The organism is Ruegeria sp. J8, from assembly GCF_056531925.1.
Genome location: NZ_JBQFMR010000006.1, coordinates 117,989 through 138,019, shown reverse-complemented (window position 1 = coordinate 138,019; position 20,031 = coordinate 117,989). Strand labels below are relative to the sequence as shown.

Genomic DNA, 20,031 nt, shown 5'->3' with positions numbered 1-20,031 from the left:
ACTCATGGTCGATTGGATCATTCTGGCTGTTATCGGTCTGGTTTCTGCCAGCCTTGCGGTGCAATGGCTGCTGCCACGTCGCAGGCAAAGGGGCGACAATTTCGGTCTGTCCTCGCCCTCGTCGCTGTTCGACGCGGTGTTTCTGTTTGATGGGGATCGTTTGATCAGCCATTCGGACATCGCGCTTGAAGGGTTCGACGACCTGCGCGACTGGCCGGACCTGCGCCGTCTGTTGCAGCGGGATTTCCCTTCGTTCCCCGAAACGCCCGAACGTATCCGGCAGGAAGGCAACATGGTGATCCCCGCGATTGATTGCACGGTAGAACGCGATGTCCTGTGCGAATGGATCGATGGGATTGTACGGGTTCAGTTGCGTGACAGTGGCGGGTGTCCCTCGACTGTTCATCGCGAAACCAACGATCCAATCCGATTGGCCATGGAACGTGCGCCCTACCCGGTCTGGTTGCTGGATCACCAATCCAATGTGCGCTGGTGCAATGCGGCCTATATTGCATTGGTACGCAAAGTGCGCGGGCAGGATACGGACCTGACCGCACCGCTCTTTCCGGGCCTTGAAGACGACGCAAAACCGTCAGGAAAGTCGCGCGTTTCGATCTCGACCGAGGGTAGCGACAGCAAGCTTTGGTTCGATCTGACGCTGTCCGATCACCCCGAGGGGCATTTGTGTTATGCAGTCGATATCAATGCCATCGTCGACGCCGAAACCGCTCAGCGCAAATTTGTGCAGACGATGACCAAGACCTTCGCGCAGCTGTCCATCGGACTGGCCATCTTCGACCGAAACCGTCAGTTGGCCCTGTTCAACCCCGCCCTGATCGACCTGACCACCCTGCCGCCCGATTTCCTCAGTTGTCGCCCCAGCCTGTCCAGCTTTTTCGACCGGCTGCGCGATCAGCACATGATGCCCGAACCAAAGAATTATCGCGGTTGGCGCAGCCAGATGAACGATCTTCTCGAAGCGGCCGAGGACGGGAATTATCAGGAAACATGGTCCCTGCCCTCGGGCTCGGTCTATTCGGTCAGCGGCCGCCCGCACCCTGACGGTGCCGTCGCCTTTCTGTTCGAGGACATCACGGCCGAGATCACCCTGACCCGCCGCTTCCGGTCCGAGATGGACCTGATGCAATCCATTCTGGACAAGCTGGCGGATGCAATCGCTGTGTTTGGTGCGGATGGAACCCTAGCTTTCACCAATTACGCCTATCAGGAATTGTGGGGTGAAACCGACGACAGCGGGTTCGAGCCTGACTCGATCCTTGATGTGACCCGGGGCTGGCAGGATCAATGCCTGGCAACGCCGGTCCTTGGCGGAATCCGAGATTTCGTAGCCATGCGCGAAAACCGATCCGAGTGGTCCGCGGACCTGCGATTGCGTAATGGCACGCGCCTGATCTGCACCTTGTGCCCGATGCAGAACAGCGCGACGATCGTGCGGTTTTCACCGGATACGGACGCGATGATAAGTCAGGATATTCACCAGATCAGCGCCTGAACCGGGTTGCAGCCAACCGGGCGCAAGGCCATTGTGGCGCCATGACAAGTGCGCCCCATGTAATCACCCTGAATTCGCCCGAGGAAACCGCCCGATTGGCGGTTTTACTGGGCCGCGTGCTGCGCCCCGGCGACGTTCTGTTGCTGGACGGCGAGATCGGCAGCGGCAAGACACATTTCACGCGCAGTCTGATCCAATCCGTGATGACCCACCCCGAAGATGTCCCCTCGCCCACCTTCACGCTTGTGCAGGTCTATGACACCTCCTTGGGCGAGATTTGGCACTGCGACCTCTACCGGCTAAGCGCACTGGAAGAGGTCGAGGAACTGGGCCTGACCGACGCGTTCGAAACCGCGATCAGCCTGATCGAATGGCCAAACAAACTGGGGCCCTTGAAACCGGCCTCAGCGCTGACACTAAAGTTCAAAACAGACCCTGATACATTGGAAAAACGCCATCTGACGATCAGTTGGTCGGACCCGCGCTGGGCTGAATTGCCGGAGGCGATCACATGACAAACCGCGCCATTCTAGCCGAGGCGCTGATCGCGCAGACACCTTGGGCGAATGCCCTGCGTGCGCCCTTGGCCGGGGATGCCTCGAACCGCAGGTACGAGCGGCTTACCAATCCCGAGACCGGGGCAACGGCCGTTCTGATGGATTCCCCCCCCGGTCAAGCCGAACCGGTCGAAGCGTTTGTGCGGATGGCGCACCACCTGCGCGCGACCGGGCTAAGCGCGCCCGAGATCTACGCTGAGGACACCGAGTTCGGGTTCCTTCTGTTGGAAGATTTGGGCGATGACCTATTCGCGCGTGTCCTAGAAACCCGCCCCGAGATGGAACGGGAGCTCTATCAGGCTGCGACAGACGTTCTGATCACACTGCACGCGGCACCAACACTGTCCCTGCCGTCTTACGGCCCCTCGCTGATGGCCGAGTTGTCGGCGCTGTCTTTTACCAAATACGCGCAGGCCATTCTTGGCGCGCATGATCAAGACGCGCGTAGTCGGTTTGAGCATCGCTTTGCCGACATCCTGCACCAGGAAACATCGGGACCAAAGGTCGTGGTCCAGCGCGATTACCACGCCGAGAATCTGATTTGGCTGCCCGATCGAAACGGGGTAAAACGCGTGGGCCTGCTGGATTTCCAAACCGCGATGCTGGGGCATCCGGCTTATGATCTTGTGTCCTTGTTGCAAGACATTCGTCGCGACGTATCCTTGGGAACCGAGATGCGTATGATTGATCACTATATCTCGCAGACCGGAGTGAACGATCATGACTTCCGCACCGCTTATACGGTGCTGGGGGCGCAAAGAAACCTACGTATTCTGGGTGGTTTTGCCCGGCTGGCCACGGAGTACGGCAAGCCCCAATACGTGGACCTGATCCCGGCCACATGGGCGCATTTAATGCGCGATCTAGAGCATCCCGCGCTGGTCGGCGTGGCTGATCTGCTGCGCAGCGCCCTGCCCGCGCCCACCGAAGAAAACCTGAACAGGCTACGACAGAGATGACGCAATCACCCGACGCTGTGATGGTATTCGCCGCCGGGTTCGGGACCCGTATGGGCGCGCTGACCAAAGATAGACCCAAACCGCTGATCGAGGTTTCGGGTCGGCCGCTGATCGACCACGCACTCGAGCTGGTTGATGCGATCAACCCTCAGCGGATCGTCGCCAACCTGCACTATTTGCCCGAGCAGCTTGAGGCGCATTTGTCACCGAAAGGCGTGCTGCTGTCTTACGAGACAGACGAAATCCTTGAAACAGGGGGCGGATTGCGCACCGCGCTGCCGATGCTGGGGTCGGGGCCGGTGTTCACTCTGAACCCTGACGCAATCTGGTCGGGTCCGAACCCGTTGAGGCTCTTGCTGGAAGCTTGGGACCCGGATCGAATGGACGCGCTGTTGATGTGCGTACCTGTGGCACAAACCTTGGGCTACACCGGCACTGGAGATTTCACCGCAGATGCGGATGGGCGCATCTCGCGCGGGCCCGGATTGATCTATGGCGGGGCGCAGATTTTGAAAACTGAAGGTCTGATGGATATCCCTCAGACATCCTTTTCCCTGAACCTGCTGTGGGACCGGATGCACAGCGACAACCGTCTGTTTTCACTGACCTATCCTGGCCGATGGTGCGATGTAGGCCATCCAGAGGGTATCGCGCTGGCCGAAGGGTTGATTGCCGATGTTTGACCCCTCCACGGCTCCGCGCGTTTTTGCCGTTCCACCGGGTTCGGATTTTCCCAAGGCGCTGGTGGCGGGATTGCACTCACGCAGCACCGGCCAACCGCCCGAGGCGCTGGCTCGCGTACAACTTGTCGTCAACACGCGGCGGATGGCGCGACGGGTTCGCGACCTGTTCGATAAAGGGCCCGCGTGCTTGCTACCGCGACTTTCGCTGGTCACGGATCTGGGCGAAAGCATTAATCTTGCGCAGATTCCGCCCGCGATTCCAGCACTGAGACGACGGTTGGAACTGACTCAACTGGTCTCAAAACTGCTGGAACAACAGCCCGATCTGGCGGCGCGGTCCTCGCTGTTTGATCTGTCCGACAGCCTGGCCGCCTTAATTGACGAGATGCAGGGCGAAGGCGTTTCCCCCGAGGCGATCCGGCAGTTGGATGTCAGCGACATGTCTGGCCATTGGGCCCGCGCGCAGGCGTTTATCGGGATTGCCGACAGGTTCGTGGACACTGGCGATAACGCGCTGGACGCACAGGCGCGTCAGCGGCGCGTTGTCGAAAATCTGATCGCCCGTTGGCAGGTGGAACCGCCGCAACATCCGGTCATTCTGGCGGGGTCAACCGGGTCGCGTGGGACCACGCTGATGTTGATGGAGGCAATCGCTCGCCTGCCGCAAGGCGCGTTGATTCTGCCCGGATATGATTTTGACCAACCCGACGCCGTCTGGACCCGGCTGGACGAGGCGCTGACCTCGGAAGATCACCCGCAATACCGATTCCGTAAACTGATGACGATGTTGGGTCTGCGGCCCGATCAGATTGAACGCTGGACGCGGGATGCCCCACCCTCAGCCCCGCGCAATCGGCTGGTGTCACTGGCATTGCGCCCAGCGCCAATAACGGATGCGTGGATGACCGAGGGTCCGCAACTGACGGATTTGGCCGAGGCCACCGCAGACCTGACCCTGGTTGAGGCGCAATCTCCGCGCAGCGAAGCCTTGGCCATCTCGCTTCGGCTGCGACAGGCGGCAGAAACGGGTCAAACTGCGGCGCTGATCACGCCGGACAGGATGTTGACCCGACAGGTCAGCGCTGCTCTGGATCGTTGGAACATCACACCCGACGACAGTGCGGGTCTGCCCTTGCAACTGTCCCCGCCCGGTCGGTTCCTGCGCCATGTGGCGGGCCTGTTTACCCGGCGGCTGGATGGTGAGGCGCTTTTGACGCTGCTGAAACATCCTTTGTGCCACGGTGGTGATGAGCGGGGTGCGCATTTGCTGCACACCCGCGATCTGGAATTGGATTTGCGTCGCCATGGTCCTCCTTTTCCAGACGGGCCCAGCCTGACCGCCTTTGCGATCCGCAAAGAAGTGTCTGAGGGCTGGATCCAATGGTTGATCCGGCATTTCTGCGATCAACAGATCTCGGGCGAATTGCCGTTGTCCGAATGGGTCACTCGTTTGCGTCGTCTGGCCGAGGCGATCTCGACCGGCAGCTCCGGCGAAAGCGGTCCGCTTTGGGACAAGAACGCAGGTCAAAAAGCACTGGCCGTTCTGACTGCGCTTGAGGATGAGTCCGGCCATGGCGGCCAGATGACGGCGCATGATTTCGCCGATCTGTTGGGTGCGCTGCTGGCTGGGGAAGAGGTTCGCGACCGTGACGCGCCGCATCCCCGGATCATGATCTGGGGGACGCTTGAGGCGCGGGTTCAGGGGGCTGATCTTCTGATCCTGGGCGGTTTGAACGAGGGCAGCTGGCCCGAGGCCCCAGCCCCGGACCCTTGGTTGAACCGGCAGATGCGTGACAAGGTCGGTTTGTTGCTGCCGGAACGGAGGATCGGGCTGTCGGCACACGATTTCCAGCAGGCCATCGGCGCGCCCGAGGTCTGGTTGACCCGCGCCACCCGCTCGGACGACGCCGAAACTGTGCCGTCGCGCTGGTTGAACCGGTTGACCAATCTGCTGCAGGGCTTGCCGGATCAGGGCGGACGCTCGGCGCTTACAAAGATGCGCGACCGGGGCGGCCAATGGTTGCGTTGGTCGGAACAGCTGGAGCATGCACCTGAGATCAAAGCGGCAGCGCGCCCCTCACCGCGCCCGCCCGTCGCGTCGCGGCCTCGTCGCTTGAGCGTCACCGAGATCAAACGCCTGATCCGCGATCCTTACGCTATTTATGCGAAACATGTACTGCGGCTGAAACCTCTGGACCCATTAGTGCAAGCACCGGATGCCTTGCTGCGCGGGATCGTGATTCATGAAATCCTCGAACATTTCGTGAAAGACAGCGTTTTGGACACAGCCCTACTGAACCGTGAGAACTTTCTGAAACGTGCCGAGATGCTCTTGGACCAGCATGTCGCCTGGCCAACCGCACGCAAATTGTGGCTGGCGCGTTTGGAGCGTATTGCCGACGATTTTCTGACTGCTGAAACCGCGCGCAGGGGCGATGGCGGGCCGGTGGCGTTCGAAGCGGCGATGAAACTGGTCCTCGCCCCGATGGATGTCACGATCGTTGGTCGGGCCGACCGGATCGACCTGAACACGCGCGGTGCGGTGCGACTGATCGACTATAAAACCGGGACACCTCCCACCGAAAGTCAGCAAGCCAAGTTCGACAAGCAATTGTTGATCGAAGCCGCCATGGCCGAGCAGGGCGGGATCGAAGGGTTTGACCCTCTGCCCGTGGCCGAAGCAGTGTTTATCGGCATGGGCGGAAGCTACAAAGAGGTGCCTGCGCCCTTGGCCAAGGAACCGACTGACAAGGTGTTGGCTGAACTAAAAGAGTTGATTTCTGCCTATTTAGAGCCTGATCAGGGGTTCTCGTCACGGCGAATGTTGCACAAGGATACGGATATCGGGGACTACGATCACCTTGCCCGTTTTGGCGAGTGGGACCGAACCGCCGAGACCAAGCCCGAGGATCTGTCATGAGCGCCCGCAACGACGCCACCGAACGGCAGGTGCAGGCAGCGCGGCCTGATGCCTCGACCTGGTTGGCCGCGAATGCGGGTTCGGGCAAGACGCGGGTTCTGACCGACCGGGTGGCGAGGCTTTTGTTGGACGGCGTGCAGCCGCAGCACATCTTGTGCCTGACCTACACCAAAGCTGCCGCCAGCGAGATGCAGAACCGCCTATTCAAGCGCCTTGGCGAATGGGCGATGCTGGGTGATGACCCGTTGCGCAGGCAGCTGACCGATCTGGGCGTGGCGGGAATGATCGACCCGGATCGCCTGGCGCAGGCGCGTACTTTGTTTGCCCGCGCCATCGAAACGCCCGGTGGGTTGAAGATCCAGACGATCCATTCGTTCTGCGCGGCGTTGCTGCGCCGATTTCCGCTTGAGGCCGGGGTCAGCCCGCAGTTCTCTGAGATGGAAGACCGCGCCGCCGCCTTACTTCGTGAGGAAATCGTCGAAGATTTCGCCACGGGACCGCAGGCCGGACTGATCGAGGATGTGGCCCGGTTTGTAACCGACTCTGGATTTGACGCTCTGACAGCCGCCGTGACCCAGAAACGGAACCTTTTCGCAAACGCGCTGGGCTGGGGCGACATTCTGGGCAAATTTGACCTGCCCGACGGGTTTGACGAAGACGCATTGTTGCGCAAGGTCTTTCTGGGAGGTGAGGTCGATCTGATCCGCTCGATCCTGCCGGCACTGTCCGAGAGCGGCGGCAACAACGCCAAGGCTGCCGCAAAACTGGCCGCCTTTACCGAGCCGCGATTGGACAGCCTGCCAATCCTCGAAGGCGTTTTCCTGACGGGCAAGTCCGCCAAGGAACCGTTTTCGGCCAAGATCAACAGCTTTCCGACCAAGGCCCTGCGCGAAGGCGCTTTGGCCGACCGAATGCCACAGCTTGAGTCGCTGATGTTGCGCATCGAGGACGCGCGCGAACAGAGGTTGGCGCTGGTCGCCGCGCGCAAGACCCATGTGTTGCACCGGTTTGCCTCCGCCTTCCTGCCGGAATATGAGCGTCGCAAACAGTTGCGCGGCTGGCTGGATTTCGACGATCTGATCCTGCGTGCGCGGCAAGTACTGAACGACCCAGCAGTGGCCGAATGGGTGCTGTATCGGCTGGACGGCGGCATCGACCATATTCTGGTGGACGAGGCACAGGACACCAGCCCCGACCAATGGGACGTGGTCGAGAAACTGGCGCTGGAATTCACCAGCGGGGAAGGTGCCCGGTCCGGGGTCGAGCGCACGATCTTTGTGGTCGGCGACAAGAAACAGTCGATCTATTCCTTTCAGGGCGCGGACCCTGCCGCGTTCGATCGCATGCAGCGAGAGTTTGGGCGGCGGCTGAAAGAATCAGGCTCTAAACTCTGGGATTCGACGTTGGAATATTCCTTCCGGTCCTCCAGTGCGATCTTGTCTCTGGTCGATATCCTGTTCGAAAACCGGGCCGAGGCCGGGTTTCACAAAGACAGCCAGCACCGGGCGTTTAAGGCCGATTTACCGGGGCGCGTAGATCTGTGGCCCGTGGTGGAAAAGGTCGAAGCGGATGAGGATGCCGACTGGACCGACCCGGTCGACCGACCTGGCGCGCGCCATCACACGGTGATCCTGGCCGAGCAGGTTGCGCAGTCTATCAAAACCATGATCGACTCGGGCGAAACCATCCCCGAGGATGGCGACATCCCCGGCACCTTCGTGCGCCGCAGGGTGCAGCCGGGCGATTTCCTGATCCTCGTACAACGCCGATCCGACCTGTTTGCCGAGATCATCCGCGCCTGCAAATCCCTGCACCTGCCCATCGCAGGGGCGGACCGGCTGAAGGTCGGCGCAGAGCTGGCTGTGAAAGACCTTGCCGCCTTGCTGAGCTTTCTGGCCACGCCCGAGGACAGCCTTTCGCTGGCGACCGTGCTGAAATCTCCGCTATTCGGGTGGAGCGAGCAACAGCTCTTTGATCTGGCCCATCGGCGGCAGGAACAATTTCTATGGGCGGCTTTGCGCCATCGCGCGGATGACTTTCCTGAAACGCTTGAGGTTCTCAACGATTTGCGCCGCCAGATCGACTTTCTGCGCCCCTATGACCTGATCGAACGCATCCTGACGCGCCATGACGGGCGGCGCAAATTGCTGGGTCGTCTGGGGGCCGAGGCCGAGGATGGCATCAATGCGCTGCTGTCGCAGGCGCTGGCCTATGAGCGCACGGATATTCCGAGCCTGACCGGATTCCTTGTCTGGATGCAGACCGACGATCTGGAAATCAAACGACAGATGAGCGGCGTCGGCAATATGATCCGCGTCATGACGGTGCATGGCTCGAAAGGGCTGGAGGCGCCCATCGTGATCCTGCCAGATACGGGCAAACGACAGGCCCCGCGCGATGCCGAGATTATGGTGGGCGACGGTGTTCCTGCCTGGAAATTACCAGCCGATGCCTCACCCAGCCTGATTGCCCGCGCGCGGGCGCAGGCTCGGGAACGGGAAGAGAATGAACGGTTGCGCCTACTCTATGTGGCTCTAACACGGGCGGAGAAGTGGTTAATCGTGGCCGCAGCGGGAGATGTCGGAACGGATGGAACCAGCTGGTATCAAATGGTGCAGGCTGCCATGGAACGGGCAGGGGCTGTTGCCATCGAAGGCACGGAGATCCTGCGATTGGCGCATGGGGACTGGGACGGATTGCCAGAAACCGAACACAAAGACACCCGTGCAGCAGAGCAGATCTTGCCCGATATGTTCCGCTCGAACCCGGACGCGCCTGAGGTTGAACCGGACATTCTCAGCCCATCAGATTTGGGTGGGCCAAAGGCGTTGTTCGGAGATGCGGGGCAAGATGAAGAGGCCGCAAAGCTGCGCGGCACGCGCCTGCATCTGCTGCTGGAGCATTTGCCGTCGACTCCGCCGGAAAACTGGCCACAGCTTTGCGCGCGCATTCTACCGGATATGTCCGACGCAGACAGGTCCGTGCTGTTGGCCGAGGCCAAAACCGCCCTGACCGCAGATCATCTGCGCCCAGTCTTTGCGCCGGACACGCTGGCCGAAGTTCCGGTGACGGCCACGCTGAACGGGCGGCGTTTGCATGGGGTCATCGACCGGTTGATCATCTCGGATACCGAGGTGCAGATCATTGATTTCAAAACAAATATGAGCGTACCAAACAGCCCCGAAACCTGCCCGGATGGGTTGTTGCGGCAGATGGGAGCTTATGCGCACGCGCTGGCGCAGATCTGTCCCGGTCGGAATATCAAAACCGCGATCCTGTGGACGCGTACCGCGCAGCTTATGTGGTTGCCACACGATATTGTGACGGATGCACTGACACGCGCCCACATATCTTGACCTTGCCAAGTCGCGCCCCTACGTTCTGTTCCCGAGTTTACCCCATTCAGGAGACAGAATATGTCGACCGTAGCCGTAACCGACGAAACCTTTGACGCCGAAGTCAAGAATTCCGACATCCCTGTTGTTGTCGATTTCTGGGCCGAATGGTGTGGCCCCTGTAAGCAGATTGGCCCCGCGCTGGAAGAACTGGCGTCGGAATATGGCGGCAAGGTGAAAATCGCCAAGGTGGACGTGGACAGCAACCCCAACTCGGCTGCTGCAATGGGCGTCCGCGGTATTCCTGCGCTGTTCATTTTCAAGGATGGTCAGGTTGTGTCGAACCGCGCTGGCGCGGCACCGAAAGCCGCGCTGCAAAGCTGGATCGAAGACTCGATCTGACCCGGGTTTCGAACGGAATTCAAAGGCGCCTCGTTCGGGGCGCCTTTTTTCATGGGTAGCCAAAGAAACGGATGCGCAAAGAAAAAGCCGCTCAGGGGCTGAGCGGCTCATCTTGACGGTGTGGTCGGTGCAAAGATCAGAGCTTTGCGATATCCGCACGGCACAGGCCAACATCGTCCAGTTGGGCGTCGCTGAGGTTCGACAAAAGCTTGCGGGTCTTGCGGGATTCATTCCACGCTAGTGCTTTTTCGTAGGTTCCGAAAAATGCGTCCACTACATGCAGGATGGTAGCTGCTCCGAGCGGCGCATGGATATTTGCGGTGGTTGCCATTTGCGCATTCCTTTTAACTGAAACAGCCGACCTCTTGTCGGTTGTGAGGCTCATGTAGGATCAATACCCGAGTCTCACAATTGCTAGTCTGGTAACCCCGAATTGCAATTAGTGCATATCTTTTGAGCAGTTTGAGAAGAGTTGCGCTGAACGCACGCCCGGCCCATATAGGGGGCCAGTGAAGAACGGAGGCCCCAATGGCAGACAGCGATTTTCCCGGTTGGCATGGCACGACAATTATTGGCGTCAAGAAAGGCGGCCAGGTGGTGATTGCCGGGGATGGTCAGGTCAGCCTGGGCCAGACGGTGATCAAGGGCACCGCCCGCAAGGTGCGCCGCCTGTCCCCCGGTGGGTTTGAGGTCGTCGCAGGGTTCGCCGGATCAACCGCCGACGCATTCACTCTGCTCGAGCGGCTGGAAGCCAAGCTTGAGGCCACACCGGGTCAGTTGGCCCGCGCCTCGGTTGAGCTAGCTAAGGATTGGCGTACCGACAAATACCTGCAAAAGCTTGAGGCGATGCTGATCGTGACCGACGGCAAAGACCTGTTGGTGATCACCGGGGCAGGGGATGTGCTGGAGCCCGAACACAACGTCGCCGCCATCGGATCGGGCGGCAATTTCGCATTGGCCGCCGCCCGCGCGATGATGGACAGCGACAAACCCGCCGAAACCGTCGCCCGCGAGGCAATGGCGATTGCCGCCGATATCTGCGTCTACACCAACGGCAATCTGACGGTCGAGGAAATCTCAGGCCAATAAAACCTTAATCTCCTTCCCTTTCCAGCGGCGGTGCATGCCGATCAGGCCCAGTATCGCCGCAAGGATGACGATGTAGTAGGGCACACGGATGTCGATGCTCATCAATCCGCCGCCGATCAGAGACATGACCCCTCCGGCCAGGCAGAAGACGGCTGTCGTCACGCCCATGACCCAGCCCTGATCAGTTTCGCTGACACTTGCGGAAAACAGGCCCAGTAGCGTCGGGTAGGATACGCCGAAGAAGAAATAGAAGAAGAACACCGGCACGTAGCTCAGCCATCCGATAGGACTGAAGGCAAAGGCTAGCCCGCAGATTACCATCGTGATCAGCGAGACATAAATGATCTTGTGCTTGCTGAACCTTTCCTGCGCGGGTTTCACCAGGAAGGTGCTGGAAAAGGCCAGTGCAAAGCCGATCACAACCATCGCCATACTGCCGCCGATCACGCCATAGCCGAACCGGCTGGTCAGGTAGTTGTCGACAAAAACGTAAAAGGTGACGTTGGCGATCATGAAGAAGGAATAGACCGGCAAGATTTTCAGAACCATCGGATGCCCGCGCACAGCGAACAGGCTATCGGTGATATCACGCGGGCGAAAGACAAAGGGTTCACGTTCGGTGCGGGTGTCCTTGAAGAAGTTGATCACCAGGAAAATGGCGATCAGGACCAGAGCAAACGCGCCATAGAACGGCGTATTAAGGGTGGCCACGCTGCCCAGCAGGGCCGCGTCAGACAGGACGGCGCCTATAATGGGCCCTCCGACTAGACCAAAGCTGACACCGGTCACGATATAGCCCATGTTTCGGTCGCGATCGGCGGCATCCGTGCTGCCATCAATCATTGCCGCCTGCGCGATGGGCTGGTTGCCAGCCGTGAACCCCGTGATTGACCGCCCGATGATCAGCAGCAGAAGGCTGTTGAGGTAAAGCGACGCAATCGTCAGCGCATAGCCCGCCAACGCCCCGGCCAGACAGACCAGAAGCGCGTTCTTGCGCCCTATGGAATCCGAGACTTTGGAGACATAGACCACACCCAGAAACCAAGACAAAAAGAAACACCCGATCACCAGCCCATAGTAGAAATGCCGCTGCCCCATCGGCGTGCTGTCGGGAAGGAAGCCGGATTTCGTCTCCATGATCAATGAGTTGATGATGGGAAAGACCAAACCTTGTCCGATTAGGTCCACAAACACCACGAACAACAGGGTGATCTTGGCAATTTTCGTCATTCGCGCGCTCCTGACCCTCAACATATTGAAATGATTGTATCAGAGCACAAACGTTTCACCTATGGAAAGCATTTGCAAACCGGCAGGCGCATTGCTAACCAACGCTGCCGCAGTTGTTTTCGCCTGTGCGGTGACTACGTAAGCCAAACCGCTGATCGAAAGGACCCAACCCGTGACCGACCTGACCCCGCGCGAGATTGTCTCGGAACTGGACCGTTTCATTATCGGTCAGAAAGATGCCAAACGCGCGGTGGCCGTGGCGCTGCGCAACCGCTGGCGGCGCAAGCAGCTGGCTGATGATATCCGCGATGAGGTCTACCCCAAAAACATCCTGATGATCGGCCCCACCGGTGTCGGCAAAACCGAGATCAGCCGCCGTCTGGCCAAGCTGGCCCGCGCGCCTTTTATCAAGGTCGAGGCCACAAAGTTCACCGAGGTCGGATACGTGGGCCGCGACGTGGAACAGATCATCCGCGATCTGGCCGATGCGGCGATCATCCAGACCCGCGAGTATATGCGCGAGGACGTGAAAGCGCGTGCCTATCAGGCCGCCGAGGATCGCGTCATCACCGCCATTGCCGGCGAAGACGCCCGCGAGGGCACGCGCGAGATGTTCCGCAAAAAGCTGAAAGCGGGGGAACTGGACGATACGGTGATCGAACTGGAACTGTCGGACAGCTCAAACCCGATGCCGATGTTTGACGTGCCGGGACAGCCGGGCAGTCAGATGGGGATGATGAATTTGGGTGATATCTTCGGCAAGGCTTTTGGCGGGCGCACCGTCAAGAAACGCATGACCGTGGCCGAAAGCTATGACGCGCTGATCGGGGAAGAAGCCGACAAGCTGCTGGACGATGAAACGGTCAACCGCGTGGCTTTGGAATCGGTTGAACAGAACGGCATCGTGTTTCTGGATGAGATCGACAAGGTCTGCGCGCGCGCGGAAGCGCGCGGTGGCGATGTCAGTCGCGAGGGGGTGCAGCGCGACCTGCTGCCCCTGATCGAAGGCACCACCGTATCCACCAAACATGGTCCGGTGAAAACCGACCACATCCTGTTCATCGCGTCTGGCGCGTTTCACATCGCCAAACCCTCGGATCTGTTGCCGGAATTGCAGGGGCGTCTGCCGATCCGGGTGGAACTACGAGCGCTCACCGAAGAGGATTTCGTCCGCATCCTGACCGAGACCGACAACGCCTTGACCCGCCAATACACTGCGCTGATGGGTACTGAAGAGGTTGCGGTCAGCTTTACCGATGACGGCATCGCCGCTTTGGCCAAGATCGCGGCAGATGTGAACCAAAGCGTCGAAAACATCGGCGCGCGGCGGCTTTATACGGTGATGGAGCGTGTGTTCGAAGAACTCTCGTTCACTGCACCCGATCAGGCCGGGGCGGAAATCACTGTGAACGCGCAGTTCGTGGATGACAATCTGGGTGAGCTGACCAAATCCACCGACCTGAGCCGATACGTCCTGTAACAGACACTGGCTGATTTTCGCTGCTTGGTTGAACCCGTCGCGCTTGGACCCGCGGCAGGAATTCGTTAGCTTATGCGCAAACCCTCGAGGGCTATTTTCGTGCTGCGCTATATTTCCATTTTTTTGATTGCATCTCTTCTGACAGCCTGCGTCGACCGTACCATCTCGGATACAGTGCCGTCGGCTTTGGATGTGGGCACACCCCAAACCATCTACGCCACCACAACCCGCGCGCGCGAAGCTGATGGTTCTTACGGGTTCAAGCGGGGAGATGGGTTGCAGTTTCTGGAAATGACCGTCTCGATCCCGCCCAATCACACACCCGGAACGTTGGATTTCTCTTACGCCAATCCAAACCCCGAAAAGCAGTTCGTGATGGCAGCCGTGGATGAGTTACAAGGGCCCGGCGATCTGAAAGCCCGGTTGGGCAACGTGGATGAGGTGTCGATCTTCATTCACGGCTACAACACAACACAGTCCGAAACTACGTTTCGCGCCGCGCAGCTTAGACACGATCTGAATATTCCCGGTGCCACAATGGTTTATTCCTGGCCCAGCCAGGCGACCGGATATGGCTATGCCTATGATCTGGACAGTATGCTGTTTGCCCGCGACGGGTTGGAGCAGACCGTCCGCCACTTGAAAACCATGGGAGTCAAACGTGTGGTTCTGGTGGCGCACTCCATGGGAACTGCCTTGACGATGGAGATGATGCGACAGGCCGAATTGCGCGAACCAGGCTGGGCCAGTCGCAATCTGGAAGGCGTGGTGCTGATTTCACCGGATCTGGACGTGGATCTGTTCCGCTCGCAGATGGATGTGATCAAGACACCGCCGGATCCGTTCATCGTCATCACCTCGCAAAAGGACAAGTTGCTGAATATCTCGGCCCGGCTGCGCGGCACCACCAAGGGTGAGCGTCTGGGCAATATCAGTTCGGCCGAGGCGCTGTCTGAATACAAGATCAGCATTCTGGACACGACCGCTTTCAATGACGATGCGCAATCCTCGCATTTCGTGGCCGCGACCTCGCCAGCGTTGCTGGCAATTATCGCATCGGCCCGCCGGGTCAGCGACACATTCGGTACCGAGCAGCGGGGGATTGACGTCATCGCCCCGGCCAATGTGCGCAACCCAACCGGCGCGACCGAGATCGTTCTGACCGAAACCGGACAGGCACAGGTAAGCGCCCCGTGATGTCGCATCGGCCCGGCGGGTTTCTGCGCGACAACGCAGCATGGCTGGGCGCGGGGTTTTTGCTGACACTTCTGTCCAGCTTTGGGCAAACCTTCTTCATCTCGATCTTTTCCGGCGAAATCCGCGCCGCGTATGGCCTGAGCCATGGGGCGTGGGGCGGGCTTTATTCGCTGGGCACGACAGTGTCGGCCGTGGTCATGATCTGGGCCGGGGCGCTGACCGATATGTTTCGCGTGCGCGTTCTGGGGCCGGTTGTCCTGGTCGGTCTGGCCTTGGCCGCGATGGCGATGGCGCTGAACGCATGGCTGTTCCTTTTACCCATCATCATCTTTCTGTTGCGCCTGTTCGGGCAGGGGATGTCTGTGCATCTGGCCCTGGTGGCAATGACACGCTGGTTCACCGCCACGCGGGGCAAAGCGCTGTCCATTGCCTCGGTCGGGTTCTCGGTCGGCGAGGCGCTGCTGCCGGTCATTTTCGTCGCCGCGATGGCAGTGCTGGATTGGCGGATACTTTGGGTGATTTCAGCTGGAATGGTGCTGTTAGGGATCCCGGTTCTGGTGCGTTTGCTGCGACAGGAACGCACGCCGCAAAGCCTGGCGTCTGAGCATTCCTCAACCGGTATGAAAGGGCGCCATTGGACGCGAAAACAGGCTCTACTTAGTCCACTTTTCTGGTTTATGGCTCCAGCATTGCTGGGACCATCCGCCTTCATCACCGCGTTTTTCTTTCATCAGGTGCATCTGGCCGAGATCAAGGGCTGGCAGCATATCGAACTGGTTGCATTGTTCCCGATCTACACCGCTGTGTCCCTGCTGGCGATGTTTGCAACCGGCTGGGCTTTGGACAAATGGGGCACCGCGCGGATGATGCCTTATTTCCTATTGCCCATGGCGATCGGGTTTGCCCTTGTCTCGTTTGTGACAGGGTTGGTGGGGGCCAGTTTGGCGTTGGTTTTTCTGGCCTTGACCGTGGGGGCCAATAGCACACTGCCCAGCGCGTTCTGGGCCGAGTTCTATGGCACCCGCCACATCGGTGCGATCAAGGCCATGGCAACCGCCCTGATGGTCTTGGGCTCGGCCATCGGGCCGGGACTGACCGGAGTGTTGATCGACCATCGCGTCGCGCTGGATCAGCAATTCCTGTGGATAGGAGCGTTCTTCGTCGCAGCCAGCGCGTTGGTCTGGATCGGGATCACCCGCGCCGCGCGCAGTTTTTAACGGATACGCCGCAGGTAAACGTAATACGCCCCGTCGCCACCATGGCTGATATGGGCAGGGGTTACTTGCAGCACGGCCTGCGCCAGCGGCGGAATGCTCAGCCAATGCGGCACTTGGTTGCGCAATACGCCGCGCGGGGTGGGGATGGGGCCGGGCTCGTCCCGGTCCTTGCCTTTTCCGGTGACGACCAGAACCAGACGTTTACCTTGCGCTTGGGCGGTCAGAACAAAGCGCACCAACGCCGGATGGGCCGTATCCACGCGCATTCCGTGCAGGTCCAGCTTGCCTTCGGGCTTGAGCTTGCCACGCTTCATCCGACCAAACGCTTTGTTGTCCATCTGCACCGGGCTAGCGCGCAGGCTTTCCGCAATAGAGGGTTTCAGCGCATGGCGCGATGGTTTAGAAGGTGCGGTCTGGCCAAGCTCAAACGTGTCGATCCGCGCTTTTGGCGTTTTGGTGGGCTTCGGTTTCGGCAGGGTAGTCGGATGCACCGTTTGCGGGATCTCGGGGTGCATCCGCTCGGCCTGTTTGGCGACCTTTCGCCATAGTTCGATTTCGTCCGAGGTGAGTTTGCGCCGTGCCATCAGGACGAATCCGGTGCCAGTGCATAGGCGCGTTGGATCGGCAGTAAAACGATCATGCGTCCGGGGTCTTTCAAACGCCCCGCGGCGCGGCCCGCTTCATCACCAGTACCAAAGAAAATATCTGCCCTCTGCGCGCCCTTGATAGCCGAACCGGTATCCTGCGCGATCATCAACCGTCGCAATGGGTTTTTGCCGTCCTTCTCAACCCAAACCGGCGCGCCCAACGGCGTGAAGCCCGGATCGGCTGCAATGCTGCGCATCGTGGTGACGGATCGGTTCATGGCGCCCAAAGGCCCAAGCTCGGGCGCGATGCGGGTGACTTCGCGGAAGAACACGTATGAGGGGTTGTGAAACAGCAGCTCGGCCCCGGCCTCGGGGTTCTTGCGCACCCACGTCTTGATCATCTGCGCACTGACCTGATGGGCGGCTAACGCTCCCTTTCGGATCAACTCCGACCCGATTGAGCGGAAGGGATGCCCGTTTGCGCCCCCATAACCCACCCGCAATGCGCCGCCATCCGGCAAGCGGATACGGCCCGAGCCCTGGATTTGCAGAAAGAAAAGCTCGACCGGGTCATCGACCCAAGCGATCTCAAGTCCGCGACCTTGCAAAACATCGCTGGTCAACAGGTCCCGACGTGACAGCCATTGCCCAGCCCCACGCGCCTCGGGCGGCATTTTGTACAGCGGATATCGGAACCGATCCGATCGAGTGCGCGATCCGTCCAATTCTGGCTCAAAATACCCGGTGAACAACGCGTCCTTGCCGTCTTCGACCAGAACGGGGCGGAAGAACAGCTCAAAGAAAGATCGGGCGGCATCGGCTTCATAGGTCTGCGCGACACTGCAGAGTGCGCGCCAATCCGGGTCATCCAGATCGCCACACGTGTTCAGAAAAACCGAAAGAGCCGCCCCGTGGTCATCGGCGGCCCAGCCATCCAGATCGTCAAACGACAGAATGGACCGCGTCGCTTCGGCGCTGGCAGAGGTTGCCATCACAGCCCCCAGCAAAAGCAACCGAAGCGCAGCAATCATGCGTCCGTGGCAACAAGCAGCCAGTTCGGATCGTCGCTGCCCATGACGCGGGCAAAGGTCCAGCTGTCCTTTTGGCGTTTGACGGTGTTGGGGTTGCCTTCGATGATATCCCCACCGCGATCCCGCACGACCGAGGTCAGCTCACCCACAAAGCGCATGGTAATCTCGGCCTCGTTGGTGTCCTTGTCGAACTTTACATCGGCCAGCGCGGTTTCTCTCACCCCAATGAATTCAGCTTCGATCGTCAGACCCTGATCCTCACGCGCTGCGACGACATCGACGAAAGTGTCAAACACCTCTTCGGACAGGAAGGGCTGGATTTCGTCCAGATTGCCCTTTTCGAACCCCATCACGATCATCTCATACGCGCCGCGCGCGCCTTGAACAAACTCGGACACCGAAAAGCTAGGCTCAACCCGCTTCATAGCGGTCAGGGTCTGGGCCTGTTCGCTGTCTTCGGCAACGTGGTCGGTGATGTCGTGATCCGGGCCGCCTTCGATCACCTCGAAGTCACGGCGCGAATTCTGCCCGTCTGGCTGCTGCTGAACGGGGGGCTTTTCAAAACCCTCACGCGTCCCCAGCACGCTTTTCAGGCGCAGGATCAGGAAAACGGCAATTCCGGCCAGGACCAGCAACTGGATCATCGGTTCGTTCATTTCATCCTCTTTATCGGACCGCGACTTTGTATACGCAGCCTCTTGCCACTATGTAGGTGACAGTTCGGGACAAGTCTACTGCCCGAGCCTGGTTAAAGGATAACGCATATGTATCTGTTCCTCGCTTTTTTGCTGGTCCCGATCATCGAGATCGGACTGTTCATTCAGGTCGGCGGCCTGATCGGCCTGTGGCCAACACTTGCGATTGTCGTTCTGACGGCTGTTTTGGGCACGGCTTTGGTACGGACACAAGGTCGCATGGCATTGGCCAATCTGCAGCGATCCTTTGCCGAACTGGACGACCCGACCGAGCCGCTGGCCCATGGCGCCATGATCCTCTTGTCTGGCGTATTGCTGCTGACACCGGGGTTTTTCACCGATGCCATTGGTTTTGCTTTGCTTATTCCCGGAGTTCGGGTGGCCGTTTTCAATTTTCTTAAGTCCAGGGTAACCATCACCCAGTTTCAGATGGGTGGTGGCGCGCAGTTCCGCACCGGTCCTGACCCTGCACCGCAAGACGACGTGATCGACGGGGAATACACCGAGGTTCACCCCCGCCGTGACCCATCAAAACCATCGAAATGGGTCGAAGGTCCGTGACCTGCATTGAGGTGCCGCGCCCAACTTGCTAAGCAAAGGCAAATTTTAGTTTCGGAGTAGATAAATGGCCGAAGAAGACGCCAAAGAAAACACAGCCGCCGCAGCCCAGGCGGCACCGCAGATCCAGATGCGCGTTCTGGGACAATTCATTCGTGATCTGTCGTTTGAAAACGTGATGGCCCAAAAGGGCGTATCCGGCGACGTGCAGCCCGAGATTTCCGTTCAGGTCAATCTTGATGCAAAAAAGCGCCCGACTGAGCATCAGTATGAGGTTTCGGTCAAACTGAACCTCAAATCCAAAGCCAAGGGCATGGAAGATATCCTGTTCCTGTGCGAGCTGGATTATTGCGGCTTGTTCCACGTTGAAGGTGTGGCCGATGACCAACTGCATCCGTTCCTGATGATCGAATGCCCGCGGATGTTGTTCCCGTTCCTGCGCCGCATCGTCAGCGACGTAACCCGCGACGGTGGTTATCCGCCGGTGAACCTGGACAATATCGACTTTGTCGCCCTGTACCGCAACGAGTTGATGCGTCGTCAGGCCGAAGCACAAAAAGCCGAAGCCTAAGCCATTC

General features: G+C 59.4%; 18 protein-coding genes. 13 read left to right on the top strand and 5 right to left on the bottom strand.

The features are described from left to right. Nucleotides 1-4 precede the first annotated feature (4 nt). Genes ACR0L1_RS13975 through trxA form a run of 7 tightly spaced genes read left to right on the top strand, consistent with a single transcriptional unit; the run spans nt 5 to nt 10,369 of the window. On the top strand, nt 5-1,513 hold the full coding sequence (locus ACR0L1_RS13975; protein WP_480859458.1) for a PAS-domain containing protein: 1,509 nt from the start codon (nt 5-7) through the stop codon (nt 1,511-1,513). Nucleotides 1,514-1,554: 41 nt separating this feature from the next. Further along, nucleotides 1,555-2,028, top strand: coding sequence for a tRNA (adenosine(37)-N6)-threonylcarbamoyltransferase complex ATPase subunit type 1 TsaE (tsaE, locus tag ACR0L1_RS13970; protein WP_480859456.1), 474 nt, complete (start codon nt 1,555-1,557; stop codon nt 2,026-2,028). Further along, nucleotides 2,025-3,029: an aminoglycoside phosphotransferase family protein gene (locus ACR0L1_RS13965; RefSeq protein ID WP_480859454.1), complete on the top strand. Its 1,005-nt coding sequence runs from the start codon at nt 2,025-2,027 to the stop codon at nt 3,027-3,029. The genes tsaE and ACR0L1_RS13965 overlap by 4 nt, the downstream gene beginning before the upstream one ends. After that, a complete protein-coding gene (locus ACR0L1_RS13960) occupies nt 3,026-3,712 on the top strand; it encodes a nucleotidyltransferase family protein (protein WP_480859452.1) in 687 nt (228 codons plus the stop codon). The genes ACR0L1_RS13965 and ACR0L1_RS13960 overlap by 4 nt, the downstream gene beginning before the upstream one ends. Continuing rightward, complete coding sequence (addB, locus tag ACR0L1_RS13955; RefSeq protein ID WP_480505363.1) at nt 3,705-6,632, top strand: double-strand break repair protein AddB; 2,928 nt, start codon at nt 3,705-3,707, stop codon at nt 6,630-6,632. Before ACR0L1_RS13960 ends, addB begins: the two co-directional genes overlap by 8 nt. After that, nucleotides 6,629-9,988: a double-strand break repair helicase AddA gene (gene addA / locus ACR0L1_RS13950; RefSeq protein ID WP_480859450.1), complete on the top strand. Its 3,360-nt coding sequence runs from the start codon at nt 6,629-6,631 to the stop codon at nt 9,986-9,988. The genes addB and addA overlap by 4 nt, the downstream gene beginning before the upstream one ends. Before the next feature lie 60 nt (nt 9,989-10,048). After that, nucleotides 10,049-10,369: a thioredoxin gene (gene trxA, locus ACR0L1_RS13945; protein ID WP_170771302.1), complete on the top strand. Its 321-nt coding sequence runs from the start codon at nt 10,049-10,051 to the stop codon at nt 10,367-10,369. Between the two features lie 136 nt (nt 10,370-10,505). Here trxA and ACR0L1_RS13940 read toward each other — a convergent pair whose 3' ends face one another. Then, the gene (locus tag ACR0L1_RS13940) at nt 10,506-10,700 is read right to left on the bottom strand and encodes a DUF1127 domain-containing protein (protein ID WP_170771304.1); all 195 of its coding nucleotides are present in this window, start codon (nt 10,698-10,700) and stop codon (nt 10,506-10,508) included. 197 nt (nt 10,701-10,897) lie between these two features. Here ACR0L1_RS13940 and hslV point away from each other — a divergent pair, with 197 nt between their 5' ends. Next, entirely contained in the window at nt 10,898-11,458 is a 561-nt protein-coding gene (hslV, locus tag ACR0L1_RS13935; protein WP_170771306.1) for an ATP-dependent protease subunit HslV, read from the top strand. Here hslV and ACR0L1_RS13930 read toward each other — a convergent pair. Further along, complete coding sequence (locus ACR0L1_RS13930) at nt 11,447-12,688, bottom strand: MFS transporter (RefSeq protein WP_480859448.1); 1,242 nt, start codon at nt 12,686-12,688, stop codon at nt 11,447-11,449. The genes hslV and ACR0L1_RS13930 overlap by 12 nt on opposite strands. A 172-nt stretch (nt 12,689-12,860) precedes the next feature. On the opposite strand from ACR0L1_RS13930, the gene hslU reads away from it, so the two are divergent. The 3 genes from hslU (at nt 12,861) to ACR0L1_RS13915 (ending at nt 16,582) form a co-directional block, all read left to right on the top strand. Next, complete coding sequence (hslU, locus tag ACR0L1_RS13925; RefSeq protein WP_480859446.1) at nt 12,861-14,168, top strand: ATP-dependent protease ATPase subunit HslU; 1,308 nt, start codon at nt 12,861-12,863, stop codon at nt 14,166-14,168. Nucleotides 14,169-14,240: 72 nt separating this feature from the next. Next, on the top strand, nt 14,241-15,365 hold the full coding sequence (locus ACR0L1_RS13920; RefSeq protein WP_480859444.1) for an alpha/beta hydrolase: 1,125 nt from the start codon (nt 14,241-14,243) through the stop codon (nt 15,363-15,365). Then, nucleotides 15,365-16,582: an MFS transporter gene (locus ACR0L1_RS13915; RefSeq protein ID WP_480859442.1), complete on the top strand. Its 1,218-nt coding sequence runs from the start codon at nt 15,365-15,367 to the stop codon at nt 16,580-16,582. The genes ACR0L1_RS13920 and ACR0L1_RS13915 overlap by 1 nt, the downstream gene beginning before the upstream one ends. Here the strand turns inward: ACR0L1_RS13915 and ACR0L1_RS13910 are convergent. Genes ACR0L1_RS13910 through ACR0L1_RS13900 form a run of 3 tightly spaced genes read right to left on the bottom strand, consistent with a single transcriptional unit; the run spans nt 16,579 to nt 18,856 of the window. Next, nucleotides 16,579-17,166: a Smr/MutS family protein gene (locus tag ACR0L1_RS13910; RefSeq protein WP_170771317.1), complete on the bottom strand. Its 588-nt coding sequence runs from the start codon at nt 17,164-17,166 to the stop codon at nt 16,579-16,581. The two genes, ACR0L1_RS13915 and ACR0L1_RS13910, sit on opposite strands and share 4 nt — an antisense overlap. Further along, a complete protein-coding gene (gene mltA / locus ACR0L1_RS13905) occupies nt 17,166-18,200 on the bottom strand; it encodes a murein transglycosylase A (protein WP_480859440.1) in 1,035 nt (344 codons plus the stop codon). Before mltA ends, ACR0L1_RS13910 begins: the two co-directional genes overlap by 1 nt. Next, nucleotides 18,197-18,856, bottom strand: a complete 660-nt coding sequence (locus ACR0L1_RS13900) for a Tim44/TimA family putative adaptor protein (RefSeq protein WP_170771321.1) — start codon at nt 18,854-18,856, stop codon at nt 18,197-18,199. The genes mltA and ACR0L1_RS13900 overlap by 4 nt, the downstream gene beginning before the upstream one ends. A gap of 108 nt (nt 18,857-18,964) precedes the next feature. Between ACR0L1_RS13900 and ACR0L1_RS13895 the strand changes: the two genes are divergently transcribed. Continuing rightward, nucleotides 18,965-19,456 (top strand): FxsA family protein, encoded by a 492-nt coding sequence (locus ACR0L1_RS13895; protein ID WP_170771323.1) that lies wholly within the window; start codon nt 18,965-18,967, stop codon nt 19,454-19,456. Between the two features lie 64 nt (nt 19,457-19,520). After that, a complete protein-coding gene (gene secB / locus ACR0L1_RS13890; protein ID WP_170771325.1) occupies nt 19,521-20,024 on the top strand; it encodes a protein-export chaperone SecB in 504 nt (167 codons plus the stop codon). Nucleotides 20,025-20,031: the final 7 nt, after the last annotated feature.

Coding starts and splice junctions, on each gene's coding strand:
- ACR0L1_RS13975 (WP_480859458.1), top strand. CDS start 5: ATGGTCGATTGGATCATTCTGGCTGTTATCGGTCTGGTTTCTGCCAGC.
- tsaE (WP_480859456.1), top strand. CDS start 1,555: ATGACAAGTGCGCCCCATGTAATCACCCTGAATTCGCCCGAGGAAACC.
- ACR0L1_RS13965 (WP_480859454.1), top strand. CDS start 2,025: ATGACAAACCGCGCCATTCTAGCCGAGGCGCTGATCGCGCAGACACCT.
- ACR0L1_RS13960 (WP_480859452.1), top strand. CDS start 3,026: ATGACGCAATCACCCGACGCTGTGATGGTATTCGCCGCCGGGTTCGGG.
- addB (WP_480505363.1), top strand. CDS start 3,705: ATGTTTGACCCCTCCACGGCTCCGCGCGTTTTTGCCGTTCCACCGGGT.
- addA (WP_480859450.1), top strand. CDS start 6,629: ATGAGCGCCCGCAACGACGCCACCGAACGGCAGGTGCAGGCAGCGCGG.
- trxA (WP_170771302.1), top strand. CDS start 10,049: ATGTCGACCGTAGCCGTAACCGACGAAACCTTTGACGCCGAAGTCAAG.
- ACR0L1_RS13940 (WP_170771304.1), bottom strand. CDS start 10,700: ATGGCAACCACCGCAAATATCCATGCGCCGCTCGGAGCAGCTACCATC.
- hslV (WP_170771306.1), top strand. CDS start 10,898: ATGGCAGACAGCGATTTTCCCGGTTGGCATGGCACGACAATTATTGGC.
- ACR0L1_RS13930 (WP_480859448.1), bottom strand. CDS start 12,688: ATGACGAAAATTGCCAAGATCACCCTGTTGTTCGTGGTGTTTGTGGAC.
- ACR0L1_RS13920 (WP_480859444.1), top strand. CDS start 14,241: ATGCGCAAACCCTCGAGGGCTATTTTCGTGCTGCGCTATATTTCCATT.
- ACR0L1_RS13915 (WP_480859442.1), top strand. CDS start 15,365: ATGTCGCATCGGCCCGGCGGGTTTCTGCGCGACAACGCAGCATGGCTG.
- ACR0L1_RS13910 (WP_170771317.1), bottom strand. CDS start 17,166: ATGGCACGGCGCAAACTCACCTCGGACGAAATCGAACTATGGCGAAAG.
- mltA (WP_480859440.1), bottom strand. CDS start 18,200: ATGATTGCTGCGCTTCGGTTGCTTTTGCTGGGGGCTGTGATGGCAACC.
- ACR0L1_RS13900 (WP_170771321.1), bottom strand. CDS start 18,856: ATGAACGAACCGATGATCCAGTTGCTGGTCCTGGCCGGAATTGCCGTT.
- ACR0L1_RS13895 (WP_170771323.1), top strand. CDS start 18,965: ATGTATCTGTTCCTCGCTTTTTTGCTGGTCCCGATCATCGAGATCGGA.
- secB (WP_170771325.1), top strand. CDS start 19,521: ATGGCCGAAGAAGACGCCAAAGAAAACACAGCCGCCGCAGCCCAGGCG.